Consider the following 23,357-nt stretch of genomic DNA (forward strand, 5'->3'; position numbering starts at 1 on the left):
TTTTCCAAAAGCCATTATACCGAAAATTCAACTAAATAAAAAGTAAACAACGTTTAGTTGATAAAACTATTAATGATACTAGAAAAAGAGTAGAACATTGAATGCAATGTCCTACTCCCTAATAATTTATACTAAAATCTTTTCATCATTTGATTTTTTCTCTTTGTATACCGTTAATTTACCGTTATCTGCTTTTTTAAGTTGTCGTTTCTTCATTATACCCCATAAAGGAACAGCGATAAATACTGAAGAGAATACACCAGATACTAATCCAATTAATAATGCTAATGAGAAATTGAATAAGCTTGATGCCCCAAATATTAAAATCGCAACTACGACAACAATTACCGTTAAAACAGTATTAACGGAACGAGTCATTGTTTGACGAATAGAGCGATTAACGATGTAATCGATTTGCTCTGGTTTAGTAATGACTTTAATTTTATGCAGATTTTCCCTTACACGGTCAAATGTTACAATCGTATCATTAATTGAATAACCTACGATAGTTAGTACTGCTGCAATAAATGTAATATCAACTTCCAAACGAAGTAAGCTGAATAATGCAACAATCATAAAGACGTCATGCAGTAATGCTAATACTGATGATAGACCCATTCTCCATTCGAATCTTAGTGAAACATAGATAATAATACCTATTGCCGCATAGATAAGAGCCTTCATAGCGTTTTTAGCTAATTCTTGTCCAATCATTGGTGATACTGTATTTACAGTTGGTTTATGTCCGTATTCATTGTTCACTTTTTTGTTAAGTTCTACAACTTCATTTTTAGATAAATCTTTCTTAAATTGCACAGTTGCTTGTTTATTGTCACTACCATTAATTTGAACTTGATCTGGAGTTAATCCCATGTCTTTCATCGTACGTTCAACTTTAGGTTGAGACAATTTTGTATCAGAGTCGATATCAACACGCGTACCTGCAGAGAAATCAATACCTAAGTTTAATTTGAATATACTTAAAATCACAATACCAACAATCAAAATCAGAATACTGAATCCGATTAATGGTTTGGCTAATTTAACAAAATTCCACTTTTCATATGAAGTTTTAAGATCATGAACATCTACACCTTCATTAATATCATGTCTATTTTTCTTACTAACTCCAAATAGCCAGAATTTCTTCTTAAAGTAATTAGATGATACAAGTAATGATAATAAACCTCTTGATAAAAATACTGCTGTTACAAATATCATAAGAATACCTAAAAGTAACATTGTCGCAAAACCTTTTACTGAACTTTCACCGAAGAAGAATAATACACCTGCAGCAATAACTGTAGTTAAGTTCGAGTCAAATATCGTTAAGAAAGAACTCTTGTTTGCTTTAGAGTAGGCTTGTTTTAACGTCCTACCAATTCGTAATTCATCTTTTATCCGTTCATACATAATTATGTTCGCATCGACAGCCATACCTACACCGAGTACGAGAGCTGCTAATCCTGGTAATGTAAGAACACCAGAAATGAAATTAAATGCTACTAATGTAAGATAAATATAAACAGTTAATGCGATGATAGCAACTAAACCAGGTAGTCTATAGAAACCGACCATAAATAGATATATAATTGCTACGCCTATCGCTGATGCAAATATTGTTTTATCAAGTGCATCTTGACCAAACTGTGCACCTACTGAATTAGAATAAATTTCTTTTAAATCAACAGGTAGTGAACCAGCATTCAGTAATTCTGCAATTTGTTTAGCTCTTTCCACACCTTGTTGACCATGAAATCCACCTGAAATTTCAACACTATCAGAATTAATAGGTTGATCTACTGATGCAGCTGAAACGTATTTACGTTTATCTTCAGGTTTTTCTAACTCTTTATGGTAGCTATCACCTTTTTTATAATCAAGCCATACTACCATCATATTTTCTTGTTTTTTCGAAATTTCTTCTGTTACTTTTTTAAATTTAGCACGATCTTTTAATTTAAATGTAACAGCTGGTTCATTAGTACCTTGCTTAAATTCTTGTTTAGCTGAACCTTGTACAATATCTTTACCAGTTAATTTAACTTTATCATTGGCATCACGAATAGTTAAATTAGCCTGAGAAGATAATATTTTACGTGCCTCATCAGGATCTTTTACACCTGCTAATTGAACTCTGATACGATCTGGATCCTCAACTTGAATGTGAGGCTCAGAAACACCTAGCACGTTAACACGGTTTTCCAAAGTTCTAGCAGTAGATTGCAAGGCTTTTTCATCGATTTTTTTATCCCCATCAAGTGGTTTAACTTGATAAAGAACTTCAAATCCACCTTGTAAATCTAGTCCGAGATTTACATTTTTAACTACATTCTTATATGTAAGCCCCATTCCGACAAACAAAACGGCTACAATTAGTATGAATGCAATTATCCTACTAAATTTCTTCACATGAACACCTCATTGTTTACTTATGTACTAAGAATAATCTTTTAACAAACCATGTGCAAGTTAATTAAAAATTACATAGTTATTACATGACCTATCTATATTAACATACTACATCTTTTAGTGAAATTAAGATTATTACACATATACATATAATATAAAAACTGTCAACATAGTATGAACTTTGTCGACAGTTTTAAATAAATAAATTTCATTTCCCCTTAACTTTAAGAAGGGTCTACTTGTTTAATTGCTGGTTTTTCGAAAGTCATTTCTGTTCCATGACCATTAACTGTGATAACAACTGTAGTTTCATCAACAGCTTTAACAGTTCCTTTCAAGCCACCAATAGTAGTAATACGTTGACCAGATTCGATTCGGCTAATCATTTCACGATGTTCTTTTGCACGTTTTTGTTGAGGTCGAATTAAAAAGAAATAAAATACTATAATTAAAATTATAGGTAAAATAAGTGCTGAAACGTTCATTATGTTGTCTCCTTATTAGAAATTTTTAGGGTTTTCTACATTAAGCCCATATTGTTCAAAGAATTCATCTTTAAAATCTAAAAGACGATCTTCTCGAATAGCTTGTCTAATATCTTCCATCAATTTTAGCAGAAAATGTAAATTATGAATAGTAGTAAGACGGATACCGAAAGTTTCTTCAGCTTTAATCAGATGTCTGATATAAGCACGTGAATAATTCTTACATGTGTAGCAATCACAATTTTCATCTAGTGGTTTAAAATCGTTTGCATATTTAGCATTCTTAATTACTAATCTTCCGTTTGAAGTCATACATGTACCATTTCTAGCAATACGCGTTGGTAATACACAATCAAACATATCCATGCCACGTATGCTACATTCAATTAATGCATCAGGGGAACCTACGCCCATTAAATAACGAGGTTTATCATCTGGCATATATTGCACTGTATGTTCAACCATTTCATACATAACTGGTTTAGGTTCGCCTACCGACAACCCACCAATAGCATATCCAGGAAAATCTAAAGCGACTAATTCCTTAGCACATTGTTCTCTTAAATCTTTATATTCGCCACCTTGAATAATACCAAAGAGTGCTTGGTCCTCTGGGCGCTTATGTGCGTTTAAACAACGCTCAGCCCATCTCGTAGTGCGTTCAATTGAATCCTTAACATACTTATACTCAGAAGGCATAGGTGGACATTCATCGAAAGCCATCATTATATCTGAACCTAAGTCATTTTGTATTTCCATTGATTTCTCTGGACTTAAAAATAACTTCGATCCATTTGTATGGTGTCTAAACTCAACACCCTCTTCAGTTATCTTACGAAGATTACTCAAACTAAATACTTGGAAACCACCTGAATCAGTAAGAATAGGGCCATCCCAATTCATAAAATTATGTAGACCCCCAACTTGTTTGATAATATCATTTCCAGGTTGTAACCACAAATGATATGTATTTCCTAATATTATTTTCGCTTCTATTTGTCTTAATTCTTCAGGACTCATTGTTTTAACAGTTGCTTTTGTTCCTACTGGCATAAACATAGGCGTTTCAAAAGAACCGTGCGGTGTATGAACGATACCTAAACGTGCACCTGATTGTTTACAAGTCTTTATATGTTCATAAGTTACTGCTGGCATATTTAATACCTCTCATTCATTAAATAATTAACATCGCATCTCCAAAACTGAAAAATCTATATTCTAGTTTAACAGCTTCTTTATATGCGTTTAAAATGTTTTCTCGACTACTAAATGCTGATACAAGCATAACTAAAGTTGATTTAGGTAAATGGAAATTAGTAATTAAACCATCTATAGCTTTATATGTAAATCCTGGATATATAAAAATATCAGTCCATCCACTAACAGCTACAAATTCATTGTAATCACGACGAATAGTCTCTAGAGTCCTTGTTGAGGTTGTACCTACAGAAATGATTCTATGACCTTCTTTTTTTGTTTGATTTAATAAGTTAGCTGTTTCTTGGGTCATTTGATAATATTCACTATGCATTTCATGGTCATTAATATCTTCAACACTTACAGGTCTAAATGTTCCTAATCCAACATGCAATGTTATAAATGCAATATTTATACCTTTTGCTCTAATTTCATCTAAAAGTTCATCTGTAAAATGCAACCCTGCTGTTGGTGCTGCTGCAGAACCACTTTCTTTAGCGTAGACAGTTTGATAGCGGTCAGGATCATCTAATCGTTCTTTTATATATGGTGGTAAAGGCATTTCACCGAGTTCATTTAATCTTTCCTCAAGAATTCCCTCATAATGCAAACGCATGATACGTCCACCTTGATCCAATTCCTCTATACATTCAGCTATAATCTTACCCTCTCCGAAAGACAACTTATTCCCCACTTTAATTCGCTTTGCTGGTTTAAGTAAAACTTCCCAATCATTATTCTCAATTCGAGTAAGCATTAGCATTTCAACTTTTGCACCAGTCTCTTCTTTTAAACCAAATAATCGTGCAGGCATAACACGTGTATCATTTAAGACAAGTGTATCACCAGTTTCCAAGTAATTAATGACATCTTTAAAATGTTTATGTTCAATATTACCACTGTTTCTACCTAACACTAACAATCTACTTTGGTCTCTATCTTTTAAAGGGGTCTGAGCAATTAATGATTCAGGCAAGTCATAATCAAATTCCTCAACATTCATTTTTTATCCCTCATTTATTAAAATTTTTGAAATGTTCGTATGCAAATGCAGTAGCTTTTCTACCTCTAGGTGTACGTTCTATAAATCCTTTTTGAATTAAAAAAGGCTCGTAGACATCCTCAATTGTTATACGCTCCTCACCGATAGAAACAGCTATGGTATCAAGACCCACCGGACCACCATCATATTGATTAATGATGCATCTCATCATTTTATGATCAATGTAGTCTAAACCTTCTGCATCTACTTGAAGCAATTGTAAAGCTTGTTTAGTAGTCTCAATATAAATCTGTTCATCTTCATTGACTTGTTGAAAATCTCTAACGCGTTTCAATAAACGATTTGCGACTCGAGGCGTTCCTCGTGAACGTTTAGCTAACTCAGTTGCACTTTCATCATCAATTTTTGTGTTTAACACTTCTGCTGTTCGAATTATAATTTCTTTTAAATCATTCTCATTATAATATTCTAATCTCAAATGAACGCCAAATCTATCTCTTAGTGGACCAGTTAAGCTTCCAGCCCGTGTAGTCGCACCTACTAGCGTAAATGGAGGCAAATCTATTCTAATACTACGAGCCTCATCACCTTTTCCAATGATAATATCAATGAAGAAATCTTCCATCGCTGAATATAAAACTTCTTCAACTGTGCTGCTTAAACGATGAATTTCGTCAATGAATAGTACATCCCCAGGTTGCAAACCAGATAGTATTGCTGCTAAGTCACCTGGTCTATCTAATGATGGACCTGAGACAGTTCTTATATTAACGTTCATTTCATTAGCGATAATATTGGATAGTGTTGTTTTACCTAATCCTGGTGGTCCAAATAGAAGTACATGATCTAATGGCTCTTCACGTAGTTTAGCTGCTTTAATGAATACTTCTAAGTTGTTTTTTATTGATGATTGCCCAATATATTGTTTTAACATTGTTGGTCTAAGTGATAATTCAAAAGAAGTTTCTTCACTATGCAAAGCTTGATCAACCATTCTGTCATCCATAGTTTCTCCCCCCAGTTACATTAGTAGTTGTAAATAATATGATTTTTTTATAATTTAAGACACAAGTGTTTTTAGTCCTAGTTTTACTGCTTCATCAACAGAATCAAATGTTGATTTGTTGAGTACTTTTTCAACTTTAGAAATTTCTCGTTTTGAGTAACCTAAAGCCTCTAGGGCGAGTAATGCTTCTTTAACTAGGTTTTCGCTATTTGAATTTTCTTCATTCATACTTAAAAGTGTCTCAGTTGTTTCTCTTGTAATTTGAACTTTGCCTTTTAAATCTAGCACAATTTGACGTGCAGTTTTTTTACCAATACCTGGAAACTTAGTCAAATAAGCATCATTCTCATTTTCAATTGCCATTTTAACTTCATTTGGTGTACTAGTAGCTAAAATTGCTAATGCAGACTTTGGACCTATACCTGTAACTTTGATTAAACTTAAGAACATATCTTTTTCTTCTTCATTAATAAATCCATAAAGTAACTGAGCATCTTCTCTAACAATTAAAGATGTATAAATTACTAATTCTTTCTCCAAATATTTTTGAAATCGATAGGAATTTGGAGTCTGAATTTCATATCCAACCCCATTAATTGATTCAACAACTACATGCGTTGGAAATAATTGCGTCAATTTACCTCTAATATAAGCGTACATTCGTTACCTTCCTTACATACTCATACTTATTAATTCAACTTTAGAAACATGTTCAATATTTCTTAGTGCCTTTATAATTTCATCAATTGAAATGGTGGTATCTTTTGCGCTAAGTGATAATGTTATCGTAGCTTTCTCTTCCATTGGTACACTTTGATGTATAGTAAGAACAGATAATTGCAATTTAGAAACCGTATTAAGTACTTGTGCTAACATCCCTACAATATCATTAACATAAAGAATAAGCGTAAATTCACGATGATCTAACATTTTTTCATCTACAGGGAAGATTGTTTCTCTATATTTATAAAATGCACTACGTGAAAGATCAAATAATTTAACAGCTTCATAAATGGACAATTCCGGATTATTTTTTAAAGCATCTTTAATTTTTAATGTTTTTACCACTGATTCAGGCAAGACATCTTCACGTATCAAGTAAAACTTTTTATAATCATTGTTGTCCACTGTTAGCACTCCTATTCTACAAATTCAAATTCTCCACCTAAAATTCTAACGATGTCTCCATTACTACAGCCACGTTCTCTCAATGCATCATCAATACCCATTGAACGCATTTGTCTAGCAAACCTTCTTACTGCTGGGTCACTATTAAAGTCTGTCATTTTAAACATTCTCTCAATTGCATTACCACTTACTACATACGCACCATCGTCGTCTCTAGTGATAGTGAATTTATCTTGAGAAGGCGTGTGTTTATAAAGTACACGGTTAACACCTATTTCTTCATCGTTATCAACGCTAAAGTCAATATCTTTAACTTCATCTAATTTATCTGCTATAGCGTATAATAACTGTTCAATATTATCTCTTGTAATTGTAGAAACAGGAATAATCGTAACGCTATCATCTACTTGTTCCTTAAATAAAGTTAAATTATCTTGTGCATCGGGCATATCCATTTTATTAGCTACTACAATTTGAGGTCTATCCTCTAATCGTTGTTTATAATTTACTAATTCTTTATTTATAATTTGGTAATCATCAAATGGATCTCTACCTTCTGACCCACTCATATCTATCATATGAACAATCACTTTTGTACGTTCAACATGTCTTAAAAACTGATGTCCTAATCCAACACCATCTGAAGCGCCTTCAATTAAACCTGGTAAATCGGCCATAACAAAACTTCTATTGTCGGGTGTTGAAACGACACCTAAATTTGGCTTAATTGTAGTAAAATGATACGCACCAATCTTAGGTTTAGCTTTTGAAACTATTGACAATAATGTTGATTTACCAACACTAGGGAATCCAACTAATCCAACATCTGCTAATAATTTAAGCTCTAATGTTACATCTAATTCTTCACCTGGCTCACCATTTTCACTAAAGTCTGGTGCTGGGTTTCTAGGTGTAGCAAAACGAGAATTACCTCGTCCACCTCGTCCACCACGAGCTACGACAGCACGTTGGCCATCTTCAACAAGGTCAGCTAATACTTCATCAGTTTCCACACTTTTGATTATTGTACCAGGAGGTACTTTTAACACTAAATCGTCTGCACCTCTACCATGCATATTACTACTTTGCCCATTTTCGCCCTTTTTAGCTTTAAAATGACGTTGGTATCTAAAGTCTAATAATGTTCTTAATCCCTCATCTACTTCAAAAACAACTGATGCGCCCTTACCACCGTCGCCACCAGCTGGTCCTCCAAATGGTACATATTTCTCTCTTCTATAGGCAGTGATACCATTACCACCATCACCAGCTTTAAGAGATATTGTAACTTGATCGACAAACATATATCTCACCTCTTTTACGATTTGTTCTTTAATGACAACATTATATCATTATCCATTAAAGCATGAAAAATTAACACTATAAAGTTACACTTTTGTATTAAAACAAAATAAAACACCAGAAGCATTCACTTCTGGTGTTAACTAGACAAAAATTATTCAGCTACTGCGTATACAGAAACTTGTTTTTTGTCGCGACCTTTACGTTCGAAACGAACAACGCCGTCGATTTTAGCGAATAATGTATCATCGCCACCACGACCTACATTTTCACCAGGATAAATTTTTGTACCACGTTGACGGTATAAAATAGAACCGCCTGTAACGTATTGACCATCAGCACGTTTAGCACCTAAACGTTTTGATTCTGAGTCACGACCGTTTTTAGTAGAACTTACCCCTTTTTTAGATGCGAAGAACTGTAAGTTTAATTTTAACATCGGGATACACCTCACTTGTAATTTAATCTGATATTTTCATTATATTCATCTTCAATCGTTTGTAAAGAAACTAACATTGCTTGAAGAATTAATTGCGCTTGTTCATTGTTTGTATCTACACTTCTAATATGAAAATGACCTCCATCATCCTCATAGTCAATGTCTGGTTTCTCAGAAGTTAAACCTAGAATTGCATTAACGCTTCCAAATAAAACCGCTGAAGCACCTGCACAAACAATGTCATGTCCATATTCACCATGATTAGCATGACCATCCATAATAACGTCTGTTACTTTTCCACTATCATTAATAGTGATGTCAATTGTAATCATAAATTAAGCCTTGATTTTATCAATAGTTAATTTAGTATATGGTTGACGATGGCCTTTTTTACGTTTAGAGTCTTTACGACGTTTATACGTAAATACAGTGATTTTTTTACCGCGACCCTGTTTGTTAACTGTAGCAGTAACAGTAGCACCTTCAACAGTTGGGGCACCAACTTTAACTGAATCGCCACCTACAAATAATACTTTATCAAATGTGAATGAGTCACCTTCATTAACATCTAATTTTTCAACGAAGATTTCTTGACCTTCTTCTACTTTAATTTGTTTACCGCCTGTTTCGATAATAGCAAACATACTTTGCACCTCCTATATTAATAAGTCACGCCATATATAGGTGACATAAAAAAATGTTCTTAAACCTATATTTGAGCGGTTGTATGTAGCTATAAAACTACTCAACTATTGCATCTTACCATTACTAAATACCGGTGTCAATCTTGTATATGAGTTTTTTTCATAAATTTTATAAAAGCTGGGAAAAGTATAATAAGTAAAATGACATTTAATATAATAGTTGGAATCATTCTTAATAAAGTGAAATTGATTATATCAATATTAGCGAATCCAATCACACCATAAATAATTGCTACGTAAATTTCGAAAACAATAATACTAATAATACTCAAAATATAAATCATTGTATAGTCTCGATAAAAAACTTTGAGAAATTTATCAAATATAACGACAAGTGCTAAGTAACCAAACATATATAATCCATAGACACTGCCGACATATATATCAGTTACGATTCCAAACAGAATTGCGAATATTAATCCGATTCCAAAGCCACGATAAATCGTTATCAACAATATATACAACAAAATTAAATGAGGAATAAAATTAAACTCGAAATGACCAAAATGCATTGGGATTAGAAGTCCAATGATACTGTCAATGTAAAACAGTACTACACCAACGATTAAGTACAAAAATACTCTCATCAATTGTCCCTGCTTTCATCGGAAGCATTGTCAGGATCTTTTTTGGCGATATATATATGGCTAATATCGGATAAATTAGCGCCTGTTTTAACTCTAACTTCTTTTGCTAATCCGTACTCATCATTTTCAACTTTGGTCACTTCACCTATGTATAAATCACTTGGTAATTGATCGGCTAACCCACTAGTTACGACCTTATCGCCTTTTGAAATCTTATTTTTATTATTGATATTGCCAATGATTAGTTCTTGATTCTTTTTATCATAGTGATCGATTAAACCAAATACATTTTTAGAATCGTGTTGAATGTTAACAGACAATTTACCTGTTCTAGTGTTAGTAGATAATAAGTCTACTTGTGCTGAAAATTGGTTAACTTTCGTAACTCTTCCAACTAAACCTTCAGCTGTCATTACAGCCATATTTGATTTAACACCGTCTTTATTTCCTTTATCAATGATTACTGTATTCATCCATTGATCAGCATTTCTAGCGATTACAGCACCAGAAATTGGATCATATTTAGAAATATCAGTCATATCTAATTCTTTTTTTAAATCTTTATTTTCCGCTTCTAACTTTTCATTTTTAGACTCTAGTTGTTTTATTTTCTTGTTGTCAGTTGTTTTATTTGAGCTAAAAAGATTATTTATCGCTCCAGTAACAAAATTGACAGGATAGCTCACGACTCTTTGCCCAAGAGAAACAGAATCCCCCACATATTGTTCAGGAGGTGATTGTGTATGTGACCTTAAGGACAAACCAATCAGTGCAATAAAAATTATAACAGCACAAAAAACAACAATTAATTTGTTATTTTTAAAAAACTTTTGCACTCATAACACCTCTACAAATTCTAATTTAAATCATCCTTTATTATTTTATATTACTCGTTGTTTGAAATAAAGCACTAAGTTCATTCTATATCAACATCTTTGAATAAAAAAGAGATTAGATAGCACGACTATTTCGCAATGCGTAAAATAGTTAGTGGTACCTAATCTTAATAAACTCAGTATGAACTCAATTTAGTTATTTATCTTTATCCTTTTTATCATCGTCACTATAAAGTTTTTCATCTTTTCTCCATTTAGCGAAAAGATTTTGTGCTTTAGCTTGTTCATTTGCTTGTTTTTCTTTAGATTGTTCAGACATGTATCACACCAACCTTTGAAATATAGTTTATAACTTAACCATAACGTAGAAAATAAACTAGTTCAATTATGAAAACTTAATTAATATGCATCAAAAGGCTTTAATTCAATATATTGACCAAGTGCATTCAAATCTTGTTCCATTTCTATTTCAGTTCGATATACTTTTATCTGATCACTACCAAATTTATAAATAATGAATTCGTCATTACGTTGTCCAGCAATGTAATTTTCATTATATCCCATTCTTCCTAAGCCTGATACCGCCATAAACTCTTTCTTATCTATGTATTTAAATACATTTCTTGTTTGACTTGCCGGGATATTTTGTAAAATATCATTATCCTCAAGCACATAACGCTTACCATTTGTTGATATGTTATGAGGACGATCTAAATTGTTTGGTAAGTTATTCAACTGCTCATTGTTTATAGAATGATTTATCGGATTCCAATCTTGATCTCTTAGAAATGGTGCATATTTTAATGCAAAATATATAATACAAATAATAGCTATAACTGCAATGGTATTTTTTATAATACTAAGAAAAAACCGCATTAAATACCCTCCAATAGTAATCTTTATTATTATAATAGAACAATATAATATCAACATCAGTCTTTAGCATGATAATGGTATGTACTAAAGTATGATTCCAAATTAATCATGGATGCTTTATAATAAGATTATATTATCGTTTATGGATATTCATGAGGAGTGTTGATAATGAGTATTGTGAGTATCATTTTAATTGCATTACTTGTGATATTGTTATTTAGAGTTGGGTTTGCAATTCTTAGATTTATAATATCTGCAGCCTTAATATTATTAGGATTATATTTAGGATATCAAGGCATACTTTGGATTATGGAAAATTTCCAAGTACTATCAGCCTATATTCAATAAATTATTAAACTAGCCATGTCTCAATTTTGTAGGATTGATATTGCAATGGCTAGTTTTATTTTTTAAATGTATGTGTCAGATAGTTAAATAATTTATATACACCTGATAATAATAGTCCCCATATTACCCCTGTAATTAACGAGGCAAAAATTAATGATGCTATATTAATATTTTGACCGCTAATTAGTACACCTATCACAGTAAATATGACAATTCCTATCATAGATAAAACAATTGTCGTGAACATTTCCTTGAGTCCAATCGTATGTTCTTTGATTGTCAGTCTAAGAACATAAACTACTGGTATCAAAATCCCTATTATTAAAAATAATGTCATAATGCACCTCTATAAAATTTTTCAACCATAATTATACAGGATTACTAATATTTTAAACAAATGATACCATTAATTTCTCAAGTCAAAGTAACCTTCTTCTACTAAACTAGCATATTTTTGATCACCAATAATTATATGATCAAGGACTTGAATTCCTAGTAATTCACCACATTCCTTTAACCTAATTGTTGTTTCTATATCTTCTTTAGAAGGTGTGACATCGCCAGAAGGATGATTATGCAAAACTATAATCGCATTACTAGATGCTCTAATAGCTGCTTTGAAAACTTCGCGTGGATGTATTACTGAAGAATTCAATGTCCCTTTGTAAATCGTTTCTTCTTTTATCACAATATTTTTAGAGTTTAATAGAAGTACTACAAAATGTTCTTGAGTCAAATCTTTCATTTTTGACATCATAATATTAGATACATCACTTGGTGATGTTATTTTAATTTTTTCATTAAAATCTCTAGCATACATTCTTTCACCTAATTCAAAAGCAGCTTTAAGGATGACTGCTTTATAGAGTCCAATTCCTTTAATTGTTGTTAAATCATTAATTGATAAATGTTTTAGTTCTTTCAAACCATTAAAGCTAATCAGTAATTCATTAGCAATATCTAAACTTGAAAATCCGTGTCTTCCTGTATTTATAAGAATTGCTAATAACTCACTATTGGATAAACTTTTTGCTCCATTGTGAATAAGACGCTCTCTAGGTAATTCAGACTTTGCCATACTTTTAATTCTCAAACTAGATCAACCTTTCTAAATGTATAATAGCGTGTTCTGGTATAAATAATTTGTCATTATAAAACCAATAAACATGAATGGTACAAATGGAATATAAGTTTGCTGTTTCATTATTAATAAAATTGAAGAAACTATAATAGCGATTAAAAGCGTATAAAGGAGAAATATCAAATAAAAGTGATATGGAAAAAAACAAGATAAGATACTTAAAAGTAATATATCACCATATCCTATTTGTCTTGGAAAAAGAAAATAGTATAGATGAAATATTAAAGTGAAGAATATAAAGGTTGAAAAATAAATCATCGTGATTTTTGCACATACAATAGTATATAGAATTATCATGACTATATTAATTGTTAATGTTTGAAGGTCATATAATGCCATTGTAAGAAGGAATAAATAAGTAGTAATAAACAGAGAGAAGTGTACATTAGTATCAAAATTAATTATTAAAGGGATAATTAAGAAGGCAAAGCATTCTCCAAAAATATAATGACGTTTTAACTTTTGATTACAACAATGAGATTTTCCTTTTAAAATAAAAAAGCTAAATATAGGTACTAATTCGAACCAACCTAATTTACGACCGCAATGATCACACTTGGAACGCCTAACCAGATAATTCAAATTCAAACTGTTAGTATTGGTAAGATGGTATAAAAAACTAAACAAAACACTACAAACATAAGATATTAAAAACACTAGCATCACCTAAATTAATTATAACTATTTAATCTTGAAAGTAAATGAGTTGTATCATTTATTTTATAAATAAATAATAGTATTTAATAAAAATGTTAATCTCATTATCAATAACTAAAATTTAGTGATAAACAAATATCCCCGAGTCACATAGGTATAAAGTTAGCCTAAATGACTTGAGGATATACTATTTCAAATTTAAAATTCAGTTTTACTTTTTACTTCACTTATAAAATATAAACTACCTGTAATTAATAACCCATTGCCATCATAATTGTTTATAAAAGAAACATAATCATCAATAAATTCAATATGCTCTAAATTTACTTGTTCTGACAACTCATCTTTAGTCAATGCTTTAGGGAAGTCGAATTCAGTGAAATATAGGTGATTTGAGATTTCTTCTAGTTTATTAAGCATGCCATGCACTGGTTTACCTTTTATCGCCGAGAAAAGAACGTCCATTTTTTCGTTATCGTAATAATTCTTAATCGTATCAATTAAAGCTTCAATACTTTCGTTATTGTGGGCTCCATCTATAATGATTAATGGATTCTCTTTTACTTGTTCAATACGACCAGTCCAACTAACACTCTCAATAGCATCAATCATCTTATTAAAATCTAACGTAATAATTTCTTGTTCATATAGCTCAATCAATGCAGTAATTGCAAGCGCTGCATTTTCTTTTTGATGTTCACCAAGCATGTTTAAAATAATTGTTTCTAGCTCATAGTCCTTATAACGATAAGTAAATTCATCGCCTTGTGAAACAACCACAATCTCACGGTCTAATTCAATTGGTTTAGCCTCACTACTTTCAGCTAGGTCTCTAATATATTTTAATGCTTCCTCGTTTTTAACAGCATAAATCACAGGTATATTAGGTTTAATAATGGCACCTTTGTCTTTTGCAATATCTAAATAAGTGTTACCTAAAATATCAGTATGATCTAATCCAATACTTGTAAGTACTGAGAGAATTGGGTTAAACACATTAGTGGAGTCATTTTTTATACCTAACCCCGCTTCAACTACAACAAAATCAACTGGGTGAATTTGTCCAAAGTATACAAACATCATTGTTGTAATGATTTCAAACTCAGTAGCACCACCTAGTTCAGTTTCCTGCTCTAAGACTTCACTAATTGGTTTAACTATTTCGACTAATTCAACAATCTCGTCATTTGTAATTGGAAGTCCATTTAGACTAATTCTTTCATTAAAAGTTTCAATAAATGGAGAAGTAAACGTTCCTACCTCATAACCATTTTCCACTAAAGCGGCTCTAATATAAGCTACAGTTGAGCCTTTACCATTTGTACCACCAACATGTATGCCTCTAATATTTAATTGAGGGTTATTCAAACGATCTAGCATCCACTCCATACGTTTTACACCAGGTTTGATACCAAATTTAGTTCTCTCATGTATCCAATACAAACTCTCTAGGTAATTCATTGGCGATTCTCCTATGCTTTTAATTGTTCAATTCTGTTTTTCACACCATCATATTTTTCTTGATAACGTTGTTGTTTTTCTTTTTCTTCGTTGATAACTTTTTCAGGCGCTTTATTAACAAAATTTTCATTAGATAATTTTTTATCAACACGATCAAGTTCTTTTTGTAATTTATCTAATTCTTTTTCTAAGCGTGCAATTTCTTTATCCATATCAATTAAACCTTCTAAAGGTAATACAACTTTACCAGCGATTACCACTGCAGTCATTGCTTTTTCAGGAATATCAATATGTGTATCAATCGTTAATTCACTAGGATTACAGAATTTATGAATATAATCTTCATTTTCAATTAGTGTTGCTTTAATATTTTCATCTTTGGCTTGAATGTAAATAGGTATAGCTTTAGAAAGTGGCGTATTTACTTCAACACGAGATTGTCTTACAGATTTGATAATTTCAACTAATTGTTGCATCGTTTGCTTACTTTCTTCAAATACAAGCTCTTCCCTAACCGTTGGCCATGATGCTTTTACAATTGTTTCTCCTTCATGTGGAAGACTTTGCCATATCTTCTCAGTAACAAAAGGCATAAATGGATGTAACATTCTCATAATTTGATCTAGTGTATAACTTAAAACAGAACGTGTCGTTTGTTTTTGTGCTTCATCTTCACCGTTCATTGGTATTTTACTCATTTCAATATACCAATCACAGAACTCGTCCCAAATGAAATTATATAGCGCACGACCAACTTCACCAAACTCATACTTTTCACTTAAATTAGTAACTGTTTCAATCGTCTCATTCAAACGAGTTAAAATCCATTTATCCGCTAAAGAAAGGTTTCCAGTTAAATCGATATCCTCAAATTTAAATTCATCACCTATATTCATTAAGCTAAAACGCGCACCGTTCCATATTTTATTAATGAAATTCCAAACAGACTCTACTTTCTCAGTAGAATAACGTAAGTCATGACCAGGTGATGATCCTGTTGCCAAGAAATATCTTAAGCTATCTGCTCCATATTCTTCAATTACATCCATAGGATCTACACCATTACCTAAAGATTTACTCATTTTCCGACCGTCTTCAGCTCGAACTAAACCATGAAGTAAAACATCATTGAATGGTCTTCTGTCAGTGAATTCAAGACCTTGGAATATCATTCTTGCAACCCAGAAGAAAATAATGTCATATCCAGTAACAAGTGCATTAGTTGGATAGTAACGTTTAAAATCATCTGCATCAATATTCGGCCAACCTAAAGTTGAAAATGGCCACAATGCACTAGAGAACCAAGTATCTAGAACATCTTCATCTTGCACCCAATTATCAATATCTTTAGGCGCTTCTTCACCAACATAAATTTCACCAGTTTCTTTATGGTACCAAGCAGGTATTTGATGACCCCACCATAATTGTCTAGAAATTGTCCAGTCTCTAATTTCTTCCATCCAACGATTGAAAGTGTTCTCAAAACGTGGTGGATAAAAATCGATGCGATCATCTGTTTTTTGATTATCAAGTGAACGTTGCGCTAACGGTTTCATTTTTACAAACCATTGCGTTGATAAGTATGGTTCAACAACAGCACCTGAGCGTTCAGAATGACCAACTGAATGAACATGTTCTTCAATCTTAATGACTAGATCTTGCGCTTTTAAATCTTCAACTAATTGTTTACGACATTCAAATCGATCTAATCCAGCATATTTATCAGCTTTATCGTTCATTTTACCATTTTCATCCATGACAATAATGTTCTCTAAACTATGTCGTTGACCAATCTCAAAATCATTTGGATCATGTGCAGGCGTTACCTTCATAGCACCACTACCAAAATCAATATCAACATACTCATCAGCTAATATCGGTAACTCTCGACCAACAATTGGTAATATAACTTTCTTACCAATTACATCTTTGTAGCGATCATCATTAGGATTAACAACTATGGCAGTATCTCCTAACATTGTCTCAGGTCTTGTTGTCGCAATTTCAATATAGCCATCACCATCAGCGTAAGGATATTTAAAATGATAGAAATGACCTTGCACATCCTCATGAATTACTTCAATATCTGATAAAGCCGTTCTAGCTTCAGGATCCCAGTTAATAATACGTTCACCACGATAAATTATGCCTTTATTGTATAAGTCAACGAAGACTTTTCTTACTGCCTTACTTAACCCATCATCTAGAGTAAAACGCTCTCTGCTATAATCTAGCCCCAAACCTAATTTAGCCCATTGTTGGCGTATAAATGACGCATATTCTTCTTTCCATGACCAAGCGTGTTCTAGGAACTTCTCGCGTCCGATATCATGACGAGAAATACCTTGTTCTTTTAATTTAGCATCTACCTTTGCTTGAGTAGCAATACCTGCATGGTCCATACCAGGTAGATATAGTGTGTCATACCCTTGCATACGTTTCATACGCGTAATAATATCTTGTAAAGTTGTATCCCATGCATGTCCAAGGTGTAATTTTCCTGTCACATTGGGTGGTGGAATTACAATTGTATATGTCTCTTTTGACTTGTCTTCTGAGGGTTTGAAATAATCATTCTTTACCCATTCTTCATAACGCCCAGCCTCAACTTCGCGTGGATTATACTTAGGCTCCATATTCATCGATTAAAACCTCCTAATAATTAAAAAAACATCCTCCTAAATAATATAGGACGGATGTTCCGTGGTACCACCTAAATTCAAGTATAAATTAATATACTTGCACTTAATTTGATTAACGCTCAAACACGCTTTTATCTACTAATTAATGGTTCAATAAAAGTTCAAGTGGGCTACCTTCAGATTGAATGTTATACATATTTACACCAACCATATGCTCTCTGTGCTATCATTCAAACTTACTCTTCCCAATAATATATTTCATTACTTAATTATAGTATAATGGAAATCGTGATAAGTCAATCTCTTGGAGGTATATTTATGAATGAATGTGCATTTAGCACAAAAGACCCGACTTACTTAGATTATCATGACAATGTTTGGGGTCAACCTATATATGATAGCAAAGCCCTATTTAAACTAATGGCTTTAGAATCTCAACATGCTGGATTATCTTGGCTAACCATTTTAAAAAAGAAACAATCTTACGAACAGGCATTTTACAACTTTGAGCCAAGCAAAATTGCTCAGATGTCTACGAAAGATATAGATGATTTAATGGAATTTCCTAACATTGTTCATAATCGTAAAAAGTTAGAAGCGATTGTATCACAAGCACAAGGTTATTTTGAAATAGAAAAGGACTTTGGTAGTTTTAGTAATTTCCTTTGGTCATATGTTAATCATCAACCTATAGATTTGAACTATACAACTGCCTCAGAAAGAATTACAGTTGACGATCGTGCTAAACAATTATCTAAAGACTTAAAAAAATATGGTTTTAAATTTTTAGGACCAGTAACTGTTTTTTCATTTTTAGAAGCGGCAGGTCTATATGATGCCCATTTGAAAGGATGCCCATCTAAACCTTCTTAAAATTAATATAGATTGTGTCATAGAGTGCAATTTAAGAAATGAGTCGAATAGTTATTGTAAGTAGAAGGTTTTATCAATCCTCTCTTATTTCAAGTATACTAACGCTTAAACTTTACATGACACAACCTATCTTTTTTGATGAAATTTTGATATACCACCACGTAAGAAAAAGCCAATGACAGGCGCTACTACAAATAAAATAAAAAAGATTCTAAATATGTGGAAACTAGAAATCATAGCCACATCTGCCCCAGTTGCCATAGCAACTAAAACAATTTGACTCATACCTCCTGGCGCTCCGCCTAAAAACAACTCATTAATATTATTATTTGTAAATATGTGCACAATATATACCATGATAAATGATCCAATAATTAGAAAGACATTTTGATAAATGATTGCAACGGCAATTCGACCTTTTAAATCGGAAAGTAAATTGGCAATCTGCAATCCAATTCTAATCATATAAATCACTTGTGCAGTAGCAAGAATATAATTATCTAATGTAAATGTGTGATGTGTAGTTAAATTCCATATTACTAACACGACAATAGGGGCCAATAATTGCTTAGTAGGAAAATTAATTTTAGCCATAAGGCTATAAATGATTGCAATACAACACATTAATATTATTATTTGTGATAAGTTTAGTACTTCCGTTAATGGAGGTGATTTAATAGAAGTTGTTTCATTTCCACCATCACTACTAAAGAAATAAGAAATTAAGGGTACTAATATCACGACGAATATAACGCGAGACGTTTGAGTTAAACTCACTACGAGAATATTTGCCTTTTTATTTTCCTCTGCCATAATTAGCATTTGACTTAAAGCACCTGGAATGACACTTAATATAGCTGTCTCAGTGTTTACTCTTGCTATTTTTTTGAAAAAGAAGGCGATCAATAGAGATAAAACTAATAGTAATAGTGTAATAACAACAATTATCAACCAATCATTTTTAATATCATGCAACACTTCAGACGTAAATGTTAATCCAATTTGCACCCCTAATAGAATCAATCCAATTTGACTAAGCCAGAATGGCCATTTAACCTCTAATTTAAATACTTTAATGACGATTATCGATGCAATAATCGGACCGAACATAAATGGTAAAAGAACGTGCGCAACATGTAATAACAAACTTATAACAATAGCAGTCACTAATAGAATAAAGTTATTGGTCCATACATTTTTCATTATGTAGCCACTTCTTTCATTAAAAATGAGGTTAAGACGTCATCTAGTTGAAAGTCCTAACCTCATTTTATTTCATAACATTATACAATACGACTTAAAGCAGTATCAAATGCTTGGATTGTTTTTTCAATGTCTTCTTTACTATGTGCTGTAGATAAGAATGTTCCCTCAAATTGAGAAGGTGGTAGGAATACACCTTCTTTAGCCATTTCACGATACATTTGACTGAACAATTCTAAATTACTTTTATTTGCTTCTTCAAAGTTAGTTACTGGTCCTTCATTTAAGAAATATCCAATCATAGAACCAGCTCGATTAATAGTAATTGGGACATTATGTTTGCTAAATACTTTTTTTAGTCCTTCTTCTAAGATATCACCTAATTCTTGGAAATACTCATAAGATTCAGGTGTTAATTGACTTAGAGTTTCGTAACCACTCGTCATTGCTAATGGGTTCCCGGATAATGTTCCAGCTTGATAAATATTTCCAACTGGAGCAACTTTGTCCATAATCTCTTTTCTACCGCCAAACGCACCTACTGGTAATCCACCACCAATAACTTTACCTAAACATGTAAGATCTGGTGTTACACCAAAGTAACCTTGCGCACAATTGTACCCTACTCGGAAACCTGTCATTACTTCATCAAATATTAATAGCGCCCCATAGTCATTTGTAATCTCACGTAACCCTTGTAGGAATCCATCTTTAGGAGGTACAACGCCCATATTACCAGCAACTGGTTCTACGATAATTCCAGCGATATCATCTCCATAATTTTCGAAAGCAATTTTAATTGCTTCTAAATCATTATACGGAACTGTAATCGTATTCTTAGCAGTACCTTCTGGGACACCAGGTGAGTCTGGTAATCCTAGTGTTGCAACACCAGAACCCGCTTTAATTAATAAAGAATCACTATGACCGTGATAGCATCCTTCAAATTTAATAATCTTATTTCTTCCAGTATAACCACGAGCCAATCTTAACGCTGCTAACGTTGCCTCAGTTCCTGATGAAACCATACGCACTTTTTCAATTGATGGTACGCGTTCGATTACTAATTCTGCAAGTTTGTTTTCTTCTAAGGTAGATGCTCCGAAGCTTGTTCCTCTATTAACAGCCTCATGTAGTTTTTTTATAACTTGTTCGTTTTTATGACCTAGAATTAAAGGTCCCCAGCTTAATACATAGTCAATATACTCGTTACCATCGATATCATAAATTCTTGATCCTTTTGCATGATCCATAAAAATCGCTGGTGTATCTACTGATTTAAATGCTCTTACAGGACTATTAACGCCACCTGGCATTAAATTTTCAGCAATTTTCATCGCTTCAATCGATTTCTCGTAACCCATATCAAAATCCTCCTAAAATTAATTATTTATCTAAGTAATGGCAAATATCTTTCGCAAAGTAAGTAATAATCATATCTGCACCTGCACGTTTCATTGAAACCATTTGTTCCATAACAACACGTTCTTCATCTATCCAACCATTTTGTGCTGCTGCTTTTGTCATTGCATACTCACCACTTACGTTATAAGCAATAACAGGAATATTTGTATTGTTTTTAACGTCTCTTACAATATCTAAATAACTTAGCGCAGGTTTTACTATCATCATATCAGCGCCCTCTTTTAAGTCACTTTCAAGTTCACGAAATGCTTCTAAGCGATTCGCTGGGTCCATTTGGTAAGTCTTTCTGTCACCAAAAGAAGGTGCAGAATCAGCCGCATCTCTAAATGGACCAAAGAAACTTGATGCATATTTGATACCATAACTCATAATTGGAATATTGTAATAGCCGGCATTATCTAGACCTTTACGAATTTCTGCAACAAAACCGTCCATCATATTACTTGGTGCGATAATGTCTGCTCCCGCTTCAACTTGTGAGATAGCTGTTTTAACAAGTAAAGGTAATGATTTATCATTATCTACATCATGAGTGTGATCATCAATAACACCACAATGTCCATGATCTGTATATTCACATAAACATGTATCTGCTACAATTAATAAATCTTTATGCAATTCTTTAGCCTTTCTTGTTGCTTCTTGGATAATACCATTATGATCATATGCACCAGAACCTACGTCATCTTTAGAATTTGGTACACCAAAGAACATGATTGCTCTAATTCCTAGTTCATAAGCCTCATTTATTTCATCATCTAATAAATTCAAGCTAATTTGGTAAACGCCTGGAAGTGATTTAATCTCACTTTTTACATTATCTTTTTCAACTACGAATATTGGATAAATTAAATCTTCTTTTCTAACATGGTTTTCTCTAACTAAATTACGCATTGACTCTGATGAGCGTAATCGTCTATGTCTATCAAATTTCATTATTATACCAACTTTCAATAATTTTATTTATAAGTGATTCCGAAGTTTGTTTATTAGCTATTAATGGGTTGAGACCGTTCTTTCGTAATGTGTTTGCAGTTTGGGCCCCAATAGCAACATACTTATCAAAACCACAAGGAACGTCATGCCTTATATACGCTTTTACTGCAGAAGAACTTGAAAATGTTACCGCATGAACTTTATGATGTTCTATCAATTGAATGACTTCTCTAATATTCCTATCATTAGGAATAGGTTTATATAAATCGATTTTAGTCACTATATTATTTTGTGCTAATGTATGTTGGAGTTTTGGACGCGCTTCAGCACTACTTGGTATGAGAATGCTTTGTTGATTCTTTTTAAACTGATTCAAAAATCCTTCTTGAGAGTAGTCATTAGGTATAAAATCAACATTAATTTTAAGCGCTTCACAAAGTTCGGCAGTTTTCTTTCCAATGACAGCTACATATTTAACATCTAATTGATTTAAATATTTATAAAATATGCGAACCGCATTTTTAGAAGAAAAAATAATCCAGTCATATTTATGATGCAAAACTTGAGTATCAAATTCAAGTGATTGAATTTCTATAAATGGCTTATGCATTATTTCCACTAAATCACTATTAAATTCACTCGATTGCGTCATAGCTACAACTGGTTTCATATTTCATTACACCTCAACAATATGGT

The 23,357-nt window shown here is 32.4% G+C and carries 26 protein-coding genes and 2 other annotated features; of the genes, 2 read left to right on the forward strand and 24 right to left on the reverse strand.

Translation table 11 applies throughout. The features are described from left to right. Window positions 1-126 precede the first annotated feature (126 nt). From secDF to HMPREF3134_RS04765, 15 genes are all read right to left on the reverse strand, one after another. Window positions 127-2,412, reverse strand: coding sequence for a protein translocase subunit SecDF (gene secDF / locus HMPREF3134_RS04700; RefSeq protein ID WP_016930845.1), 2,286 nt, complete (start codon window positions 2,410-2,412; stop codon window positions 127-129). A 224-nt stretch (window positions 2,413-2,636) separates the two neighbouring features. Then, on the reverse strand, window positions 2,637-2,897 hold the full coding sequence (yajC, locus tag HMPREF3134_RS04705; protein ID WP_011275581.1) for a preprotein translocase subunit YajC: 261 nt from the start codon (window positions 2,895-2,897) through the stop codon (window positions 2,637-2,639). A 15-nt stretch (window positions 2,898-2,912) separates the two neighbouring features. Continuing rightward, window positions 2,913-4,052, reverse strand: a complete 1,140-nt coding sequence (gene tgt, locus HMPREF3134_RS04710; RefSeq protein ID WP_046464893.1) for a tRNA guanosine(34) transglycosylase Tgt — start codon at window positions 4,050-4,052, stop codon at window positions 2,913-2,915. Between the two features lie 19 nt (window positions 4,053-4,071). Continuing rightward, window positions 4,072-5,097, reverse strand: coding sequence for a tRNA preQ1(34) S-adenosylmethionine ribosyltransferase-isomerase QueA (gene queA / locus HMPREF3134_RS04715; RefSeq protein ID WP_011275579.1), 1,026 nt, complete (start codon window positions 5,095-5,097; stop codon window positions 4,072-4,074). 10 nt (window positions 5,098-5,107) lie between these two features. Further along, on the reverse strand, window positions 5,108-6,103 hold the full coding sequence (gene ruvB, locus HMPREF3134_RS04720) for a Holliday junction branch migration DNA helicase RuvB (protein WP_011275578.1): 996 nt from the start codon (window positions 6,101-6,103) through the stop codon (window positions 5,108-5,110). 54 nt (window positions 6,104-6,157) lie between these two features. Further along, on the reverse strand, window positions 6,158-6,763 hold the full coding sequence (gene ruvA / locus HMPREF3134_RS04725; protein ID WP_011275577.1) for a Holliday junction branch migration protein RuvA: 606 nt from the start codon (window positions 6,761-6,763) through the stop codon (window positions 6,158-6,160). A gap of 12 nt (window positions 6,764-6,775) precedes the next feature. Further along, the gene (locus tag HMPREF3134_RS04730; RefSeq protein WP_011275576.1) at window positions 6,776-7,231 is read right to left on the reverse strand and encodes an ACT domain-containing protein; all 456 of its coding nucleotides are present in this window, start codon (window positions 7,229-7,231) and stop codon (window positions 6,776-6,778) included. A gap of 11 nt (window positions 7,232-7,242) precedes the next feature. Beyond that, window positions 7,243-8,535 (reverse strand): GTPase ObgE, encoded by a 1,293-nt coding sequence (gene obgE / locus HMPREF3134_RS04735; RefSeq protein ID WP_011275575.1) that lies wholly within the window; start codon window positions 8,533-8,535, stop codon window positions 7,243-7,245. 152 nt (window positions 8,536-8,687) lie between these two features. Beyond that, window positions 8,688-8,972: a 50S ribosomal protein L27 gene (gene rpmA / locus HMPREF3134_RS04740; protein WP_011275573.1), complete on the reverse strand. Its 285-nt coding sequence runs from the start codon at window positions 8,970-8,972 to the stop codon at window positions 8,688-8,690. Between the two features lie 11 nt (window positions 8,973-8,983). Continuing rightward, window positions 8,984-9,304 (reverse strand): ribosomal-processing cysteine protease Prp, encoded by a 321-nt coding sequence (locus tag HMPREF3134_RS04745; protein ID WP_011275572.1) that lies wholly within the window; start codon window positions 9,302-9,304, stop codon window positions 8,984-8,986. Window positions 9,305-9,307: 3 nt separating this feature from the next. Then, entirely contained in the window at window positions 9,308-9,616 is a 309-nt protein-coding gene (gene rplU, locus HMPREF3134_RS04750) for a 50S ribosomal protein L21 (RefSeq protein WP_011275571.1), read from the reverse strand. Between the two features lie 13 nt (window positions 9,617-9,629). Continuing rightward, window positions 9,630-9,707 (reverse strand) — a sequence feature (ribosomal protein L21 leader region). A 46-nt stretch (window positions 9,708-9,753) separates the two neighbouring features. Continuing rightward, complete coding sequence (mreD, locus tag HMPREF3134_RS04755; protein ID WP_070441106.1) at window positions 9,754-10,263, reverse strand: rod shape-determining protein MreD; 510 nt, start codon at window positions 10,261-10,263, stop codon at window positions 9,754-9,756. Continuing rightward, window positions 10,263-11,099 (reverse strand): rod shape-determining protein MreC, encoded by an 837-nt coding sequence (gene mreC, locus HMPREF3134_RS04760; protein WP_037569928.1) that lies wholly within the window; start codon window positions 11,097-11,099, stop codon window positions 10,263-10,265. The genes mreD and mreC overlap by 1 nt, the downstream gene beginning before the upstream one ends. A gap of 196 nt (window positions 11,100-11,295) precedes the next feature. Further along, window positions 11,296-11,418: a hypothetical protein gene (locus tag HMPREF3134_RS12450; protein ID WP_011275568.1), complete on the reverse strand. Its 123-nt coding sequence runs from the start codon at window positions 11,416-11,418 to the stop codon at window positions 11,296-11,298. 80 nt (window positions 11,419-11,498) lie between these two features. Next, window positions 11,499-11,975, reverse strand: coding sequence for a DUF4930 family protein (locus HMPREF3134_RS04765; RefSeq protein WP_011275567.1), 477 nt, complete (start codon window positions 11,973-11,975; stop codon window positions 11,499-11,501). Between the two features lie 168 nt (window positions 11,976-12,143). Here HMPREF3134_RS04765 and HMPREF3134_RS04770 point away from each other — a divergent pair, with 168 nt between their 5' ends. Further along, window positions 12,144-12,323: a hypothetical protein gene (locus HMPREF3134_RS04770; RefSeq protein WP_011275566.1), complete on the forward strand. Its 180-nt coding sequence runs from the start codon at window positions 12,144-12,146 to the stop codon at window positions 12,321-12,323. 55 nt (window positions 12,324-12,378) lie between these two features. Here HMPREF3134_RS04770 and HMPREF3134_RS04775 read toward each other — a convergent pair whose 3' ends face one another. The 5 genes from HMPREF3134_RS04775 to HMPREF3134_RS04790 all read right to left on the reverse strand — a co-directional run bounded on the left by HMPREF3134_RS04775 (window position 12,379) and on the right by HMPREF3134_RS04790 (window position 18,224). Next, window positions 12,379-12,633 carry a hypothetical protein gene (locus HMPREF3134_RS04775; protein ID WP_227529184.1) on the reverse strand — a complete coding sequence of 85 codons (255 nt, stop codon included), beginning with the start codon at window positions 12,631-12,633 and terminating at the stop codon, window positions 12,379-12,381. 96 nt (window positions 12,634-12,729) lie between these two features. After that, complete coding sequence (gene radC, locus HMPREF3134_RS04780; protein ID WP_011275564.1) at window positions 12,730-13,416, reverse strand: RadC family protein; 687 nt, start codon at window positions 13,414-13,416, stop codon at window positions 12,730-12,732. Between the two features lie 15 nt (window positions 13,417-13,431). Further along, on the reverse strand, window positions 13,432-14,127 hold the full coding sequence (locus HMPREF3134_RS12650) for a prepilin peptidase (RefSeq protein WP_076689962.1): 696 nt from the start codon (window positions 14,125-14,127) through the stop codon (window positions 13,432-13,434). Window positions 14,128-14,319: 192 nt separating this feature from the next. Beyond that, entirely contained in the window at window positions 14,320-15,582 is a 1,263-nt protein-coding gene (locus tag HMPREF3134_RS04785; protein ID WP_037569931.1) for a bifunctional folylpolyglutamate synthase/dihydrofolate synthase, read from the reverse strand. 11 nt (window positions 15,583-15,593) lie between these two features. Continuing rightward, window positions 15,594-18,224: a valine--tRNA ligase gene (locus tag HMPREF3134_RS04790; RefSeq protein WP_037569934.1), complete on the reverse strand. Its 2,631-nt coding sequence runs from the start codon at window positions 18,222-18,224 to the stop codon at window positions 15,594-15,596. A 43-nt stretch (window positions 18,225-18,267) separates the two neighbouring features. Then, window positions 18,268-18,486, reverse strand: a binding site (T-box leader). 56 nt (window positions 18,487-18,542) lie between these two features. On the opposite strand from HMPREF3134_RS04790, the gene HMPREF3134_RS04795 reads away from it, so the two are divergent. Beyond that, window positions 18,543-19,097, forward strand: coding sequence for a DNA-3-methyladenine glycosylase I (locus HMPREF3134_RS04795; RefSeq protein WP_011275560.1), 555 nt, complete (start codon window positions 18,543-18,545; stop codon window positions 19,095-19,097). A gap of 126 nt (window positions 19,098-19,223) precedes the next feature. Here the strand turns inward: HMPREF3134_RS04795 and HMPREF3134_RS04800 are convergent, their stop codons facing one another. From HMPREF3134_RS04800 to HMPREF3134_RS04815, 4 genes are all read right to left on the reverse strand, one after another. Further along, window positions 19,224-20,300 (reverse strand): AbrB family transcriptional regulator, encoded by a 1,077-nt coding sequence (locus HMPREF3134_RS04800; protein WP_011275559.1) that lies wholly within the window; start codon window positions 20,298-20,300, stop codon window positions 19,224-19,226. 80 nt (window positions 20,301-20,380) lie between these two features. Next, on the reverse strand, window positions 20,381-21,664 hold the full coding sequence (hemL, locus tag HMPREF3134_RS04805) for a glutamate-1-semialdehyde 2,1-aminomutase (RefSeq protein ID WP_011275558.1): 1,284 nt from the start codon (window positions 21,662-21,664) through the stop codon (window positions 20,381-20,383). Between the two features lie 22 nt (window positions 21,665-21,686). Next, window positions 21,687-22,661 (reverse strand): porphobilinogen synthase, encoded by a 975-nt coding sequence (gene hemB, locus HMPREF3134_RS04810; RefSeq protein ID WP_070441109.1) that lies wholly within the window; start codon window positions 22,659-22,661, stop codon window positions 21,687-21,689. Then, window positions 22,651-23,331 (reverse strand): uroporphyrinogen-III synthase, encoded by a 681-nt coding sequence (locus HMPREF3134_RS04815; RefSeq protein ID WP_070441112.1) that lies wholly within the window; start codon window positions 23,329-23,331, stop codon window positions 22,651-22,653. Before HMPREF3134_RS04815 ends, hemB begins: the two co-directional genes overlap by 11 nt. Window positions 23,332-23,357 lie beyond the last annotated feature (26 nt).

Source organism: Staphylococcus sp. HMSC14D10 (genome assembly GCF_001808125.1).
GTDB lineage: Bacteria > Bacillota > Bacilli > Staphylococcales > Staphylococcaceae > Staphylococcus > Staphylococcus haemolyticus.